Genomic DNA, 15,570 nt, shown 5'->3' on the forward strand with positions numbered 1-15,570 from the left:
TGGTTATGGGTGTAGAGACAGTGATGGTGCAGGGGTTGCGGCGCAGTGAAGCGGCCGACCTGGATACCCGCATTCGCCGGGCAAAAGCCGCTTTGGGAAAGCGTGCGGTTATTCTCGGGCACCATTACCAGCGCGAAGAAGTCTATCGTCATGCCGATTTCCATGGGGATTCCCTGCAGCTATCCCGGGCGGCAGCCGGGCAGGAAGCGGAATTCATTGTTTTTTGCGGTGTGCACTTCATGGCCGAAGTGGCGGATATTCTCAGCCGTCCTGATCAGGCCAGCATTCTGCCCGACCTGAACGCCGGTTGTTCCATGGCCGACATGGCTGATATTCCGCAGGTCCAACGCGCCTGGGACGAACTCGCGACGGTGCTGGACGTGGAGACGGAAATCACTCCGGTCACCTATGTGAACTCATCAGCTGCCATCAAGGCCTTTTGCGGGGTGCATGGTGGTACGGTCTGTACGTCTTCCAATGCCCGCAAGGTGCTCGAATGGTCTTTTCAGCAACGGCCCAAGGCCTTGTTTTTCCCGGATCAGCATCTCGGCCGCTGGACCGGGCACCAGTTGAATATCCCCTTGCGGGATATGCCGGTTTGGGATCCGGCGCTACCCCTGGGCGGCTTGACGCCCGAGGAAATTCGCCGTGCCCGGATTCTGCTCTGGAAGGGGCATTGCTCCGTGCACCAGATGTTCCAGCCTGCGCATATTGAGCGCTGGCGCCGGGAACACCCCCGGGGACAGGTCATCGCCCATCCCGAGTCAGCCTTTGAAGTCTGTCAGATGTCCGATGCAGTCGGGTCTACGGATTTTATTTTGCGTACGGTCAAAGCTTCTCCCGCTGGCAGTGAATGGCTGGTAGGCACCGAAATCAATCTGGTGACCCGTCTGGCTGATGAAGTACGGGCGGAAGGGAAAAGTGTGGAATTCATGTCGCCCATGGTGTGCATGTGTTCCACCATGTTCCGCATTGATCCCGAGCAGCTGGCTATCTCCTTGGAAAATCTTCTGGAAGGGCAGGTGCGCAACCGGATTCAGGTCGAGCCGGAAACGGCGGACCAGGCGCGTCTGGCCCTGGAACGCATGCTGACGGTGTCCTGACGGCCGCCATGTCCTCTGTTGCTGCGCAGCCGGCTGATGTGATGGGCGAATGGTCGCTGACCCAACGCAATCTGCATCGTCTGCTGACTGCCTATGTGCGCTTTTATCAGGGCGCGCATTGGGAGCACAGTACCGTACCGGCCGAGGGCGCGGCGATTCTGGTGTGTAATCATGTGTCGGTGCTGGATCCCCTGCTGCTGGTCGCCAGCAACCAGCGCGTGGTGTCCTTTCTGGTGGCCCGGGAATACTACGACAATCCATTGATGCGCCAGTTGCTGGAGCAAACCTACAGCATTCCGGTGCGTCGGGATCGTCGCGATGTGCGGGCGCTGTTGCAGGCCCGCCATGTTCTTGAAGAGGGTCGGGTGCTCGGCATTTTTCCCGAAGGCGGCATCAATCGCTCGGAAACCCGGAAAGGGGTTGCCTGGCTGGTGCGCGAAAGTGCCGCGCCGGTGGTGCCGGCTCATGTCGGCGGCGCCCGGCAGGCCGCTTCTGACTTGCAGACCTGGCTGCGGCGCCAGCATCCCCTGTTACGCTATGGGGTGCCCCTGCATTTTCATCGTGATGCTGACGCCGCCGAAGTCATGGGGGCGACCATGAGTGCCATTGCCACACTCGCATGACGGCATCCTTGCCTTTGCGTTATCATGGCCGATATTTCACCAGAATAAGTCAGTTATGTAAGCAAGGAGTGGGTTATGTCCGGGCATAGTAAATGGTCCACCATCAAATTCAAGAAGGCACTGAAAGACGCCAAGCGGGGTAAAATATTTACCCGTCTGATTCGTGAAATTACCGTTGCGGCGCGCGCCGGGGGCGGAGATCCGGGCAGTAATTCCCGACTGCGCCTGGCTCTGGACAAGGCCTATGGGGCCAACATGACCAAAGACACCATTGAGCGCGCCGTCAAACGCGGTACGGGCGAGCTGGAAGGCGTGGATTACGAGGAAGTGACCTACGAGGGTTACGGCCCTGCGGGTGTGGCCATTCTGATTGAGACCATGACCGACAACAAGGTCCGTACCGTTGCGGAAATCCGCCATATATTCTCCAAACGCGGCGGTAATATGGGAACCGCCGGTTCCGTTGCCTATCAGTTCAAAAAGCTGGGACTAATTGTTTTTCCCGGTGATGCTGATGAAGACAAAATTCTCGAAGCGGCGCTGGAAGCAGGGGCCGAAGACGTGGTCAATGAAGGCGAGCGCATCGTCGTCTATACGGCGGCCACGGACTTGCATAGTGTGGCCCTGGCACTGGAAGCCGCCGGTTTGCAGCCGGAAGAAAGTGAATTGACCATGATTCCGGAAAACACGATTGAGGTGAGTGGAGAAGAGGCAGAAAAACTGCTGCGTCTCATCGACTTTCTGGAAGAAAATGATGACGTGCAAAATGTGTACGCCAACTATGAAATCAGCGATGAGGAAATGGCCCGCCTGGAAGCAGCATCCTGAATTTTCCAGTCCAATCGGAAACGGCCTTGCGCATCATCGGTATTGATCCAGGCTCTCTGCGCACCGGCTATGGCATCATCGAGTCGGATGCGCGTGGCGAGTTGCGGCATGTGGCTCATGGCTGCCTGAATGTGGCTGGCCGGCCGTTTCTGGAGCGCATCGGTGCCATCTACCGGGATCTGGCGCAGGTGTTGACCGAGCATCGACCCGATACGGCAGCCATTGAGCAGGTTTTCATGGCCCGCAATGCGGATTCTGCCCTGAAACTGGGCCAGGCCCGGGGTGCGGCTCTGGTGGCACTGCTGGAAGCGGGGCTGCCGGTAGAAGAATACACCGCCCTGCAAATCAAAAAAGCGTCGGTGGGAGCTGGACATGCAGACAAGGCGCAAGTTCAGAGCATGGTGCGCTGGCTGCTTCATCTGGATAAAAATCCTCAGGCCGATGCGGCTGACGCCCTGGCCTGTGCCATTTGTCATGCCCATCATGCCCGGACTCAACAGCGTTGGCAGGCGGCTGGCCATGTCTGATTTTTTGGAAAGAGGACGCCCATGATTACCTCATTGCGCGGGATCATTCTGCAGAAGCGTCCACCCTGGCTCTGGCTGGAGGTCCAGGGGGTGGGTTATGAGCTGGAAATGCCCCTGTCCAGCTTCTACCAGATGGCAGACGCGGGCGAAACCCTGTTGGTGCATACCCATCTGACCATTCGCGAAGATGCCCATCTGCTCTATGGATTTATGAGCGTGGCTGAGCGCGATACTTTTCGTCTGTTGATTCGCGTTAACGGTATTGGTGGCAAAGTGGCACTGGCCTGCCTCTCGGGTCTGCCGGCAGAAAAGCTCGGTCAAGCGGTGGCGGAAGGCAATGTGGCACAGCTGACGGCCATTCCCGGTATTGGTCCGAAAACCGCAGAAAGACTGGTGGTCGAGCTGCGCGATAAAATGGGTGGAATCAGCACGTTGCCTACCAGCAAAGCCGTGTCGGGTGATCCGCGCCAGGAAGCTGTTGCAGCACTCCTGACATTAGGGTATAAGCCTGCACAGGCCAGTCAGACGATTGGTAACCTGGGCGATGGATTGAGTCTTGAAGACCTGATCCGTCAGGCTTTGCAACAACTTTCACGCCATTGATTTTATGGAACCCGCCAGCATCGCGATGGTCACAACCCCATGATGGACAGAGGCCCTCTCAATCCCCAGGAAATCCACTGCGACGCAGTGGATCGTGCCCTGCGCCCGCGTTTGCTGGCGGATTATATTGGTCAGGCGCGACTCCGCGAATCCCTCAGTCTTTATATTGATGCGGCCAAGGGCCGTGCTGAAGCCCTGGACCATGTCCTGCTCTTCGGCCCCCCCGGCCTTGGAAAAACCACCCTCGCGCACATTATTGCCCAGGAAATGGGTGCGGGCCTGAAAGTCACCTCGGGACCGGTTCTCGATAAGCCGGGAGATCTGGCCGCCATTTTGACCAATCTGCAACCCCATGATGTATTATTTGTCGATGAAATTCATCGACTCAGCCCAGTGGTCGAAGAAATTCTCTATCCGGCGCTGGAAGATTACGAGCTGGATATTTTGATTGGTGAGGGCCCTGCCGCCCGTTCCATTAAAATCAGCCTGCCGCCCTTCACCCTGATCGGGGCCACCACCCGGGCGGGCTTGCTCACCTCGCCATTACGTGACCGATTTGGCATCAGTTTTCATCTGGAATTTTACAGTGATGCAGAATTGACCCAGATTGTGACCCGTTCGGCCAATATTCTGGGGACTACCCAGGATTTACGGGGTGCCCAGGAAATTGCCCGGCGTGCCCGGGGAACCCCGCGCATTGCCAACCGCCTGCTGCGGCGGGTGCGGGATTTTGCCCAGGTACGGGGCAACGGGGAAATTGATCAAGGCACTGCAGAGGCTGCGCTGACCTTGATGGAAGTCGACCAGCATGGTTTTGACGGTCAGGATCGTAAGCTGCTGCAAGCCGTCATCGGGCGTTTTGCCGGGGGTCCGGTGGGGGTGGAAAGTCTGGCCGCAGCCATTGGTGAAGAGCGCGGAACCATCGAAGATGTGCTGGAACCTTTCCTGATTCAGCGTGGTTACCTGATCCGTACGCCGCGTGGACGCTGCGCTACCGAGCTGAGTTATCTGGCGTTGGGTTTACCGCAACCCAAGGCTGGCGGGGGGCTTTTCGATGCACTCTGATACGGATGACAGCGTGTTTCAGGTCCGCGTTTATTATGAAGATACGGATCATGGCGGGGTGGTGTATCATGCCAACTACTTACGCTTCATGGAGCGCGCCCGTACCGAAATGCTGCGCGAAAAAGGATATGAACTGGATGAACTGGAACGCGATCCCGGCATTCTTTTTGTGGTGCGGCGGGCGCATCTGGATTTCCGTGCCCCGGCTCGTTTTAATGACCTGCTTCAGATAAAATCGGCCATCATTCACAAGACCCCGGTTCGTATGAATTTTCAACAACATATTTCGGTGAAAGAAAAGCACTTGTGCAGTGGCGAGGTGGAAGTGGTCTGCCTGGAAGCCGAGACTTTTCGTCCCCACGTCATTCCTGCAGAACTTCTGCAGGCCTTTCCCCTCAGTGTTCACCCGTGAGATTTTATGGATCCCCAAACTGTCACCCATCCCGCAGCTTCTCTTTCCGTAGCCCATCTGGTTCTGAATGCCAGCCCTGTTGTCCAGATCATACTGGTACTTTTGGTCATCGCCTCCATTGCTTCCTGGACTATCATTTTTGAAAAATGGGCGGTATTTGCTGGTGCTTTCAAGGCCCTGACCCGTTTCGAGAAACGCTTCTGGAGCGGCGGTGAAATGAGCCAGATTTATCAGCATGTTTCCGGCAACACCAATCTGGAAACCGGAGCCGGCAGTATTTTCTGTGCGGGTTATGAAGAATTTCAGCGGCAGCGCGGCAAAATTCGTCCCAGTGATGCCCTCGATGCCGCCCGCCGCGCCATGCGTGTGGCCCAAATGCGCGAGGTGGGCCGTCTGGAAAATCGTCTGGCTTTTCTGGCCTCGGTGTCTTCTGTCAGCCCCTTCGTTGGTTTGTTGGGCACCGTCTGGGGCATCATGACCGCTTTCATGCATATTGGTGTCGCAGGGCAGGCCACCCTGGCGACCGTCGCCCCCCCGGTTGCCGAAGCCCTCATTGCTACGGCGGCTGGTCTTTTTGCGGCCATTCCGGCAACGGCTGCCTACAACCGCTACATTCACAAACTGGACAAGCTGGATGCCCAGTATGAGGTGTTCATGGATGAGTTCACCAACATCCTGCATCGTCAGGTACCCGAGACCAAGCCATGAAAAGAAGGCGTTTGATGGCGGAAATGAACGTCGTTCCCTATATCGACGTGACCTTGGTGCTGTTGGTGATTTTTATGCTCTCGGCGCCACTCCTGACCCAGGGTGTGAATGTGAATCTGCCTAAGGGTGTCACTAAACCCGTCTCCGACAAAACCCCGCCGGTGCTGATTTCCGTAACGCGGCAAGGGACCATTTCCGTGCAGTTCAAAGGCAGTCACAGTTCGGTAGCGCTGGATGATCTGGCTACGGATGTGCGCCATATTGCCGCTTCCAGTCACGGTCAGGTGCAGGTACTGGTAGGTGGTGATGCCCATGTGGATTATGGCAAGGTCATGGCCGTGATGGCACGGCTGCAGGAAGCCGGTATTTCCCATGTCGGCCTGCTGACCCGCCCGGAGGGCCATTGAAAGAGCGTCAGTCTTTTTGGCCTTTGCTGCTGGCCATTATTCTCAATGCGGCCATACTGTTTGCCCTGTTCTGGACTTTTCATGTGCAGATGCCACCGAGTAGTGGCAACAAACCCATGCAGGCCCAGCTGAGCAGCAGTATGCCTGCGGCCGCTATGCCCGCACCTGCCCCGGTTCCGCAACCGGCGCCCACCCCTCAGCCGGCACCCAAACCAGTGCCTAAACCAGTTCCTGTTCCTAAGCCAACTCCCAAGCCTGTTCCCAAGCCGGCACCCAAACCGGTGACGCCGCCCCCGCCTACTGCAGCGCAAATTGCCGCTGAACAAGCGGTAAAGGCTGAAAAAGCGGCCAGACAGAAGGCGGCACAAATTACGGCGGCACGCGCGGAGCAGGAAAAGCATGCCGAAGAGCTGGCCGCACGGCAAAAAGCCGCTCAAGAAGCCAAGGCTGCGGCCGAAAAAGCCGCTCAGGAAAAGTCTGCTCAGGAGAAAGCCGCGCAGCAGGCTGCGGCTAAAGCTGCCGAGGAAAAAGCGGCGGCGGCCCGCGCTGCAGAACTCAAAAAACAACTGGCGGCCCAGGCGGCCCAAGCAGCGGCTGCCGCACGCGCCAAAGCCTTGCAGCAGCGCATGGCCGAAGCAAAAGCCAAGTTGCAGGCTGAAGCCAACATGGCTGCTGCCCGCGCCCAGCAGGCCTCGGAAAATCAGCGGATGATAGGTATGCTGATAAACACCATAAAAACCCAGGTGTCGGAGCGTTGGGTTCCGGTGTCTTCTTCGGCTCTTGCTTGTGAAATACAGATACGCCTTGGACCCCAGGGACAACTGCTAGGCACCCCTGTCGTTATTAGATCCAGTGGCGATGCCCACTTCGATCATTTGGTGATTGCTGCTGTGGAAGCAGCTGCGCCTTTTGTTCCCCCGATCGGTTTGCCTTATTCAGCCTTTAATACACCTATTAACCTCAAAATGAACGCGGAGGATCTCAATCATGGCTAAACGCTTCTGGGCTTTGGCCCTGTTTCTGCTGGCTTCAGCATTTGTGTTGCCCGCCCAGGCCGCACTCACCGTAGAAATCACCAAAAGTGTGGCTTCGGCCCTGCCCATTGCCATACCTTCTTTTGGTCCGGGCGTGGCGGGACAGCCTTCAGTAGCCGATGTGGTGCGCAATGATTTGCGCCACAGTGGTTTGTTTCGGGTGATTGAGCCAGCGGGTTATCCCAGTGATCCCCGCGCCCCGGGAGCCGTCAAAGCTTCCGAATGGACTGCCGTGGGCGCTACCGGCCTTGCGGTGGGTTCAGTGCAGCCCCTGAATGGTGGTTATGCGGTCAGTGTCTATGTGTACAATGTCAGCACCGGGCAGGAGTTGACGGCGCGGCGTTTCACCTGTTCGGCCGCTGAATTGCATATGACTGCGCATCATGTCGCCGATGTCATTTATCAGGCTTTCACCGGAAAACCCGGTCCCTTTGCCAGCCGTATTGCCTATGTGCGGCAGACCGGTAATACCTATGAATTGCTGGTGGCTGAATCAGATGGCTGGAATCCGCATCCCATTGTTCGGGGCATCATGCCGGTATTTTCGCCGGTCTGGTCACCCAACAATCACCGTCTGGCTTATGTCACCTACGCCAATGCCCGCGCCATCATTTACGTGCAGGATCTGGCGACGGGAAAACGCCAATCCATCGCGCCGGGTGGTGAAATTGTCAGCGCTCCGGCTTTTTCACCCAATGGTCAGGAAATTGCCTACGCGCGTTCCTCGGGCGGACATACCGAGCTGTATGTGGCCAATCTGCAGACCGGGCAGCGGCGTCAACTGACCAGTGATGATGCCATCAACACCTCTCCCACCTGGTCACCCAATGGCAGTCAGATTGTGTTTGTTTCGGATCGCGCGGGTGGGCCGCAGATTTATGCCATGAATGCCAATGGGGGCAACATTCATCGCCTGACTTACAGCGGTGGCTATAATGCCGGACCCGAATATTCACCCACGGGAAATGCCATCGCCTTTATTCATCGCACGGATGGTGTTTATGCCTTGGCCGTGATGGATCCCAACGGCAGCGACCTGCGGGTGCTGGATGCCCAGGGCAACTGCGATCATCCGAGTTTCGCGGGTAATGGTCAGATGATTTTGTATGGCACCCATCGGGGTGGCCGCAAGGTTTTGGCAGAAGTCAGTCTGGATGGTAAAACCATGGCCATATTGCACAGTGACGTCGGTCAGGACAGCCAGCCCGCCTGGTCTCGGTAGACGAAACCGGCACTCTGTGTCAGAGCCGTGACTTGGCTAAGGAGCCGTCCAATGGACGAAATGAGCGTATTTATTTCGGGACTACGCCAGCCACAGTACGGCCCGTCTTATTGATAAGGCGTAGGATCAGCAATTCCGGCGCTCAGGAATCCGGCGTGGCGCAGGCGGCAACTGTCGCAGCGGCCGCAGGATCGGCCCTGGTCATCGAGCTGATAACAGGAGCGGGTCAAACCGTAATCGACGCCTAATTGGGTTCCCAACTGGATGATTTCGCTTTTGTCGAGATACTGGAGAGGCGCGTGAATACGCGGTCCTCTGGATTCGTCGCCGAGGCGGGTAGCTACCTGGGCCAGTTTCTCAAAGGCGCTGATGAATTCCGGACGGCAGTCAGGATAACCGCTGTAATCCTGGCTGTTGACCCCGATGAAAATATCCTGTGCCCCCGTTACTTCAGCCAGGGCCAGGGCAAAAGATAAAAATATGGTGTTCCGCGCCGGGACATAGGTAATGGGAATGCCGGGAGCGATACCACTTTCGGGTACCGCAAGCTGGGCATCCGTCAGGGCCGAACCGCCAAACGCGGCCAGATCAATATGCACGGTGCGATGACTGGCCACCCCCATAGCCTGTGCCACCAGTCCGGCGTAATGCAGTTCCTGCTTGTGGCGTTGGCCATAATCAAAGGACATGGCATGAATGGCATAACCATCGCGACGCATCAGCGCCATGACCGTGGCGGAGTCGAGGCCGCCGGAAAGCAGCACAATGGCAGGTTTTGTTTCAATCATGTCTGGCACCATTCAGCGTCCCGGGACATCGCCCCAAATGAGTTTGTGCAGTTGAATCTGGAGGCGCACCGGAAGCTGGTCGGTGAGTATCCAGTCGGCCAGGTCACGGAGCGGCATTTCTCCCTGGGAAGGGGAAAACAAAACCTCGCAGATCTGGCTCAGGTCTTCCCGCGCCAGAACTTCCTTGGCCCAGTCATAATCCCGGCGACTGCAAATGACAAACTTGATTTGATCCTGGGCATTCAGCCGGACTAAGTTTTCCCAAAGGTTACGGTCTGACTCGCCAGAATCCGGCGTTTTGAGGTCAAGCACTTTGATAACACGGGGGTCTACTGCTTCGACGGATAGGGCACCGCTGGTTTCCAGAAAAACTTCGTAGCCGGAGTCGCAAAGCCGGGTCATGAGCGGCAAAACATCATGCTGGGCGAGAGGCTCGCCACCTGTAACGATGACCAGACGATTACCACCTGCCCGCACCGCATCCATGATGGCATCCAGAGTCTGCCATTCACCACCATGAAACGCATAGGCCGTATCACAGTACTGACAACGCAGGGGGCAGCCGGTCAGCCTCACAAAAGTTGCAGGCCGGCCTACGCTGCGGGTTTCCCCTTGCAGACTATGAAAGATTTCAGTGATGCGAAGCCGTTCGTCCATCCTTACTGAGACGGCAAAGCCTGTAACTGTGCTTCCGCTTTTTGTGCTGACGGGGTGCTGGGATATTGTTTGAGGATCTTATTAAGAACCACGGTTGCCTGGTTCTTTTTGCCGATGGCCTGATAAATCTCGGCCATGCGTAACATGGCTTCGGGAGCCTTGCTGCTCTGACTGAAACGGGTAGGCACCACATAAAGGCTTTTCAGGGCCGCATCATTTTGCCCTAGTACGTACTGGGCTTGGCCCAACCAGTAATAGGCATCCGGCACCAGACTGCTTTGTGGATATTTCTGGATGAAACCCTGCAGGCCAGTGACGGCATCTCCATATTTTCCATCCCGCAGAAAATTGAAGGCATGCTGGTAATCAGCTTGCCCCAGTCCTTGAATGGACGGTGCGGACGTATTGCTGGCCGCACTGGCCACCGCTGCCGCAGGCGTGCTGGTCAGCACGCTGCTGGTGCTGGCGGTTATGCCGGTTGCTGGAGTAGCTACGGCAAGTTGTGCGGCCAGGGCCTGCACCTTGCTGGCCGTAGCTTGCTGTTCTGTCTGCAGGTCATGGGTTTTGGTATCTACTTCCCCACGCAGATTGCGAACCTCCTGCTCCAGACGTTGAGTACGCTGAAGCAGGCTGGCCAGAGCGCTTTGTGAGCCTTTATCCGCTTGCTGAACTGCAACGAGACTGCTCAACTCGCCCTGCATGACCGCCATTTGCTGTTGAAGCTGGAGGACCCGGTCACTCGTGGATTCTGCCTGGGCAAACGGGCTCAGGCACAACAACGGTAGAACAGGCAGTAATTGCCAGCGTTTCATCAACATATACTCCTTGGCTGTTTAGCCGTTGTAGCCACCACTATACACAAAATCAACGCGGCGATTTTTTGCCCAGCATTCGGCATCGTTGGTGGTGCAGAGGGGATTATCCTTGCCGAAGCTCACGGTGCTGATGCGCGCGGCGTTGACTCCCTGAGCTTCCAGGAACTGCTTCACGGTTTCTGCGCGGCGTTCACCGAGGGCAAGATTGTATTCCTGGGTGCCCCGGTCATCGGTATTACCTTCCAGGCGGACCTTGACATGGGAGTGGTTAACCATGAACTGGGCGTTCTGGGTAGCAATCTGTTGGGCGTGGGCGTCCATGCTTTCGCTATTGAAGCCGAAATGCACACGCAAATGCTGCGGCAGGGCAGCCAGTTCAGCAGCGGTCAGGCCGCTGTTGCCGCCGCCGATGGGGCCATTGGCATTCAGATCCTGACTATTGACGCCTGCGCCATTGTAACCCGCAGTGGCAGCGGAATTGACCGGAGCCACAGCACCCACAGTGCTGGGTTTGCCACTACCTACATTATGGGCGCAGCCCGTCAGTGCCAGGGCACCAGTCATTGCAACGGCTATCCAGATTTGATGGTGACGCATGTTTTCGAGCTCCTGTTAAATTTGCAGCGATTGTATCTTGTAGTTAAAGAGTATTTCAATGTTATTTGCTGCTTTGCTCAAACATCATTATCCTTGACGGGAAAAGTTGCCCTGCCAAGGGGTCTGGTTCCTGCTTTTTTGTGTTATTCCAGGATGATTATCCCGCCATGATGCCGCTTATTCGAATTGGTACCCGCGCCAGTCCTCTCGCTGTCTGGCAGGCTGAGCATGTCCGGGATGCCCTGCATGCCGCCCATCCGGATGTTCAGGTGGAAATCATCCGCATGAGCACCAGTGGGGACGTGCTGCTGGACGCGCCCTTGCATTCCCTGGGTGGCAAAGGGCTGTTCGTCAAGGAAATAGAAGAAGCGTTACTGGCGCGCCAGGTGGATATTGCCGTGCATTCCATGAAGGATGTGCCAGCCCTGCAGCCGGAGGGCCTGGAAATTGCGGCCATCATGGCGCGGGAGGATGTCCGCGATGCCTTCGTCAGCAACACGGTCCACCATCCGGAGGAACTTGCGCCGGACGCCAGAGTGGGGAGTTCCAGCTTGCGGCGCCGCGCACAATTATTGCAAAAATATCCGCAACTACAGGTGAATGATTTACGGGGTAATGTAGCTACCCGGCTGCGCAAGCTGGACGAAGGCCAATATTCGGCGATTATCCTGGCTGTGGCGGGTCTGAAACGTTTGCAGCTTCATGAACGGATTACCTACGCCATTCCGGTTGGGCAGTCCTTGCCTGCAGTGGGGCAAGGCGCGGTAGGCATTGAAATCCGCACAGACGATATGGCAACAAGGGAGTTATTGCAGCCCTTGATGGATCAGCCTACCTGGCAGTGTGTGTTGGCGGAGCGCAGCATGAACCGGATTCTGGGTGGAGATTGCCGCTTGCCGGTTGCGGCACTGGCAGAATGGCAGGGACAAATGTTGTTCCTGCGTGGGCTGGTAGCCAGTCCTGATGGTTCCCGCCTGCTGCGGGCAGAAGCCAGTGGTACTGATCCGGTGGCGCTGGGCCGGGAGGTGGCTGACCAGCTACTGGCCCAGGGTGCTGCCGCAATTATCAAGGAAATTCAGACATGATGAGTAGTGGATTACTACAGAACAAAGGGGTGGTGGTTACCCGTCCCCGCGATCAGGCAGGAGATCTGGTGGAAGCGCTGAAAGCGGCTGCTGCGCGGCCGATTCTGTTTCCGGCAGTACAAATTGAAGCACCGGAAAACTGGCAGTCTCTGGATGACGCCCTGCATCGGCTGGATACATTCGACTGGGTGATTTTTACCAGCCGCAATGCGGTGGCTTTTGCCCTGAGTCGTCTGCAAAGCCGGAATTTAATCTGGCCCCAGGGGCCGCGCATTGCAGCGGTAGGGCGGGAAACTGCCAAGGCTCTTCGGGAATTTGGCCTGCAAGTGGATCTGGTACCCAAAAAATTCAGCTCTGAGGGTTTGCTTAACAGCGCCGAACTGGCGGAAATGCAGGGCAGCCACGTCGCCCTTTTTGTCGGCGATCAGGGTCGGGAATTGCTGGAAAAGGTGCTGGGCGAACGTGGTGCGCAAGTGGACAAGGTCCTGTGTTATCGCCGCACCCTGCCGGGTGCCAATCCAACCCCTCTCCTGCACGCCTGGGCCCGTGGTGAACTGCATGCCGTTACCCTGACCAGTCCCGAAATTTTCAATAACTTTTACCAAATGATTGGCGGGCTCGGCCAGCGCTGGTTGAAAAATACCCCCCTGATTGCCATCAGCCCGCTCACCGCAGAAGCCATTACTGCGGTGGGTTTACCGGACCCCTGGGTAGCCGAAGAAGCCAGTACCGAAGGGATTATGGCGGCTCTGGAAGTCTGGGCAAAAAGCCGGGAGCAGGTTGCCGATGTCTAACAATAATCTTTCCTTACGACATTCTCCCCGGCGTTTGCGCCGCCATCCGGCCATGCGCGCCATGCTGCAGGAAAATCAGCTGACGCCAGCGGATTTCATCCTGCCCATTTTCCTGGTGGAAGGAGAAGGAATCCGCAGCGATATTATTTCCATGCCCGGGGTGTTTCGCCATAGTATTGATTCAGCCCTGAAGCTTTGCGCGGAAGCGGTCTCCCGGGGTATCTCGGCGGTTCTGTTGTTTGGTGTAATTGCTGAAGGCTGCAAGGATGCCTGCGGCTCTGCCTCCTGGGATAGCGAGGGTTTGGTGCAAAAAGCCACCCGCGCCATCCGCGCTGCCTACCCCGATCTGCTGGTCATAGCAGACGCCTGTTTTTGTGAATACACCGATCATGGCCATTGCGGTGTTCTCAATGCCGAAGGCGATCGCGATGATAATGCGACTCTGGAAAACCTGCAGCGTCAGGCCCTTTCCTATGCCGAGGCGGGTGTGCATGTGGTGGCGCCATCGGGCATGGTGGATGGCATGGTGACGGCCATCCGTGAGGCGCTGGATGCTGCCTGTCATTCCGAGGTCAGTATTTTGTCCTATGCGGTCAAGTATGCCAGCGCCTATTACGGGCCGTTCCGGGATGCAGCCGACAGTGCCCCCCAGTTTGGCGATCGTCGCGCCTATCAGATGGACCCAGGCAACCGCCGCGAAGCTTTCCGCGAAATGGATCTGGATATTGCTGAAGGTTGCGACATGGTCATGGTCAAGCCCGCCATGCCGTATCTGGATCTGGTGCGGGATTTGCGCGAGCGCTGTGATCTGCCGGTGCTGACTTATCAGGTGTCGGGAGAATACAGCATGTTGCAGGCAGCCGCGCGGGCGGGATGGCTGGATTTACAGCGCAGTGTGCTGGAATCCTTACTGGGCATGAAACGCGCCGGGGCAGACGCCATTATTACTTATTACGCCCTGGATGCGGCGGAATGGCTGGAGTAAAAGCGTCCTCAACGCCTCCTGGCCGGAATATTCGCCAGAGAAAATCTGAGAGTCTACTTGAAGATGGGTTATTTCTCCTGCGCTGGTATGGTGCAGTAGGCATTATCGCCATTGGCCGGATTTTCCGGTTGCGCGCCAGTGATATGGACCAGTTGTTTCCCTGGCTGTTGTTTTCGTTGTTTGTCAATTTGCTGGTCTGGATGTATCTGTTATTGGGTCTGGCAGCACCCCTGGCCAAAAAAAATCCGGTTACCTCGTTGGTGGAAATTTCCCTGACTCCCACTTTTCATCAGCCCCGGATCAGTGCCCCGGTAGATCCGCGCGTGTCGCGTCCCCAGGTGGATGTAGATGCCGTGACGCATAAGGCAATGCCAGCCGTTTCCTCGGCAGAGCGACAGGCTGCCTATAACTTCTATCTGAAAAACTGGGAAGGACGCATCATGGCGCTCGCCCAGAAAAAGCTGTTTGCACCGGGGCATGGGCCGTTGCCGCAAGGACGGGTGGTTGTGGCAGTAACCATTGCTCCAAATGGACATTTATTGGAAATTTCCATGTTGCAGGGCTCACACAATGTTGCCCTGGTGGACGCAGTGGAAACCCTTATTCGCGCTGCGGTACCTTTTGCAGCCTTACCGGCTCTGTGGCAATCCCCGCCGACGCCTTTGCGTATCGTCCGCACCTGGAGTTTTGAGTAGCTTCAGTTTTTAGCGGGCAGGTTTTCCAGTTCCTCCAGGCTTTTCATACGCGATTCCACGCCATAAATCAGGGTGGCCAGCAAGCCGAGCAGGGCAACAACCGACATAACTACCAGCACCAGAGGAATTCCCCAGCTTTTTTCAAAAATCGGAAACAGTACGGCGGAAAAGAAGGCCCCCAGCCGCGACAGGGCCGTTGCCAGACCAGCGGCGCTGGCCCGCAATTCGGTGGGGAATATTTCCACTGCCAGAGCAAATACGGTGACGCCGGGACCAATACCCACCCCGAAAGAATATACGGCAGCGGCCAGATACACGCCCATAATCCAATGGTTCCAGGAGCAGAGCGCAAATACGGCCAGCCCCAGGGACATCAGACCAAAACCCGCACTTTGCAGGGGAATGCGTCCCCAGCGATCCAGACGGGAGACAATGAAAACAATTCCAAGGGCCGAAATGATCAGAAAAGCCGCATTGATGGCTGCTGCAGCGGCATTACTGCTGGCCAGACCATTTTCACGCAGAACCATGGGGAAATAGAGACCAATCCCGAGGCCGACCACGTCCAGACAAAACCAGGGGAAAACGCTGAGAAAAAGGCGTCGTAACCAGGCCTTACGGA

20 protein-coding genes are annotated in these 15,570 nt (G+C 56.8%); 15 read left to right on the plus strand and 5 right to left on the minus strand.

The window, feature by feature from the left end:
- The 11 genes from nadA to tolB all read left to right on the plus strand — a co-directional run.
- Nucleotides 1–1,103 (plus strand): quinolinate synthase NadA (gene nadA / locus AC2VLY_RS03225; RefSeq protein ID WP_486921763.1); only part of this gene is annotated, 1,103 nt, incomplete at its 5' end.
- A gap of 8 nt (nt 1,104–1,111) precedes the next feature.
- Nucleotides 1,112–1,726 (plus strand): lysophospholipid acyltransferase family protein, encoded by a 615-nt coding sequence (locus tag AC2VLY_RS03230; protein ID WP_193650854.1) that lies wholly within the window; start codon nt 1,112–1,114, stop codon nt 1,724–1,726.
- Nucleotides 1,727–1,801: 75 nt separating this feature from the next.
- Complete coding sequence (locus AC2VLY_RS03235; RefSeq protein ID WP_486893050.1) at nt 1,802–2,554, plus strand: YebC/PmpR family DNA-binding transcriptional regulator; 753 nt, start codon at nt 1,802–1,804, stop codon at nt 2,552–2,554.
- A 26-nt stretch (nt 2,555–2,580) separates the two neighbouring features.
- A complete protein-coding gene (ruvC, locus tag AC2VLY_RS03240; RefSeq protein WP_486893051.1) occupies nt 2,581–3,081 on the plus strand; it encodes a crossover junction endodeoxyribonuclease RuvC in 501 nt (166 codons plus the stop codon).
- 21 nt (nt 3,082–3,102) lie between these two features.
- Nucleotides 3,103–3,684, plus strand: coding sequence for a Holliday junction branch migration protein RuvA (gene ruvA, locus AC2VLY_RS03245; RefSeq protein ID WP_193650856.1), 582 nt, complete (start codon nt 3,103–3,105; stop codon nt 3,682–3,684).
- A 39-nt stretch (nt 3,685–3,723) separates the two neighbouring features.
- Nucleotides 3,724–4,749, plus strand: a complete 1,026-nt coding sequence (gene ruvB, locus AC2VLY_RS03250; RefSeq protein WP_193650857.1) for a Holliday junction branch migration DNA helicase RuvB — start codon at nt 3,724–3,726, stop codon at nt 4,747–4,749.
- Nucleotides 4,739–5,161 carry a tol-pal system-associated acyl-CoA thioesterase gene (gene ybgC / locus AC2VLY_RS03255; protein WP_193650858.1) on the plus strand — a complete coding sequence of 141 codons (423 nt, stop codon included), beginning with the start codon at nt 4,739–4,741 and terminating at the stop codon, nt 5,159–5,161. The genes ruvB and ybgC overlap by 11 nt, the downstream gene beginning before the upstream one ends.
- Before the next feature lie 6 nt (nt 5,162–5,167).
- A complete protein-coding gene (gene tolQ, locus AC2VLY_RS03260; protein WP_010641044.1) occupies nt 5,168–5,869 on the plus strand; it encodes a protein TolQ in 702 nt (233 codons plus the stop codon).
- The gene (gene tolR / locus AC2VLY_RS03265) at nt 5,866–6,276 is read left to right on the plus strand and encodes a protein TolR (RefSeq protein ID WP_486921764.1); all 411 of its coding nucleotides are present in this window, start codon (nt 5,866–5,868) and stop codon (nt 6,274–6,276) included. The genes tolQ and tolR overlap by 4 nt, the downstream gene beginning before the upstream one ends.
- Nucleotides 6,273–7,271: a cell envelope integrity protein TolA gene (tolA, locus tag AC2VLY_RS03270; RefSeq protein ID WP_486893758.1), complete on the plus strand. Its 999-nt coding sequence runs from the start codon at nt 6,273–6,275 to the stop codon at nt 7,269–7,271. The genes tolR and tolA overlap by 4 nt, the downstream gene beginning before the upstream one ends.
- On the plus strand, nt 7,264–8,532 hold the full coding sequence (gene tolB / locus AC2VLY_RS03275) for a Tol-Pal system beta propeller repeat protein TolB (RefSeq protein WP_193650861.1): 1,269 nt from the start codon (nt 7,264–7,266) through the stop codon (nt 8,530–8,532). Before tolA ends, tolB begins: the two co-directional genes overlap by 8 nt.
- 107 nt (nt 8,533–8,639) lie before the next feature.
- Here tolB and queC read toward each other — a convergent pair whose 3' ends face one another.
- Genes queC through pal form a run of 4 tightly spaced genes read right to left on the minus strand, consistent with a single transcriptional unit; the run spans nt 8,640 to nt 11,389 of the window.
- Nucleotides 8,640–9,320 (minus strand): 7-cyano-7-deazaguanine synthase QueC, encoded by a 681-nt coding sequence (gene queC / locus AC2VLY_RS03280; RefSeq protein ID WP_024893150.1) that lies wholly within the window; start codon nt 9,318–9,320, stop codon nt 8,640–8,642.
- 12 nt (nt 9,321–9,332) lie between these two features.
- A complete protein-coding gene (queE, locus tag AC2VLY_RS03285) occupies nt 9,333–9,977 on the minus strand; it encodes a 7-carboxy-7-deazaguanine synthase QueE (protein WP_486893757.1) in 645 nt (214 codons plus the stop codon).
- Nucleotides 9,978–9,979: 2 nt separating this feature from the next.
- On the minus strand, nt 9,980–10,789 hold the full coding sequence (gene ybgF, locus AC2VLY_RS03290; RefSeq protein WP_193650863.1) for a tol-pal system protein YbgF: 810 nt from the start codon (nt 10,787–10,789) through the stop codon (nt 9,980–9,982).
- A 21-nt stretch (nt 10,790–10,810) separates the two neighbouring features.
- Nucleotides 10,811–11,389, minus strand: a complete 579-nt coding sequence (pal, locus tag AC2VLY_RS03295; RefSeq protein ID WP_193650864.1) for a peptidoglycan-associated lipoprotein Pal — start codon at nt 11,387–11,389, stop codon at nt 10,811–10,813.
- A gap of 167 nt (nt 11,390–11,556) precedes the next feature.
- On the opposite strand from pal, the gene hemC reads away from it, so the two are divergent.
- From hemC to AC2VLY_RS03315, 4 genes are read left to right on the plus strand one after another with little or no spacing between them, the layout of a single operon-like run.
- On the plus strand, nt 11,557–12,474 hold the full coding sequence (gene hemC, locus AC2VLY_RS03300) for a hydroxymethylbilane synthase (protein ID WP_486893755.1): 918 nt from the start codon (nt 11,557–11,559) through the stop codon (nt 12,472–12,474).
- The gene (locus AC2VLY_RS03305; RefSeq protein WP_486893753.1) at nt 12,471–13,268 is read left to right on the plus strand and encodes a uroporphyrinogen-III synthase; all 798 of its coding nucleotides are present in this window, start codon (nt 12,471–12,473) and stop codon (nt 13,266–13,268) included. The genes hemC and AC2VLY_RS03305 overlap by 4 nt, the downstream gene beginning before the upstream one ends.
- Nucleotides 13,261–14,253 (plus strand): porphobilinogen synthase, encoded by a 993-nt coding sequence (hemB, locus tag AC2VLY_RS03310; RefSeq protein WP_486893752.1) that lies wholly within the window; start codon nt 13,261–13,263, stop codon nt 14,251–14,253. The genes AC2VLY_RS03305 and hemB overlap by 8 nt, the downstream gene beginning before the upstream one ends.
- Complete coding sequence (locus AC2VLY_RS03315; RefSeq protein WP_486893751.1) at nt 14,241–14,948, plus strand: energy transducer TonB; 708 nt, start codon at nt 14,241–14,243, stop codon at nt 14,946–14,948. Before hemB ends, AC2VLY_RS03315 begins: the two co-directional genes overlap by 13 nt.
- A gap of 2 nt (nt 14,949–14,950) precedes the next feature.
- Here AC2VLY_RS03315 and AC2VLY_RS03320 read toward each other — a convergent pair.
- Nucleotides 14,951–15,570 (minus strand): MFS transporter (locus AC2VLY_RS03320; protein WP_486921765.1); only part of this gene is annotated, 620 nt, incomplete at its 5' end.

Source organism: Acidithiobacillus sp. TH-A36 (assembly GCF_057473445.1).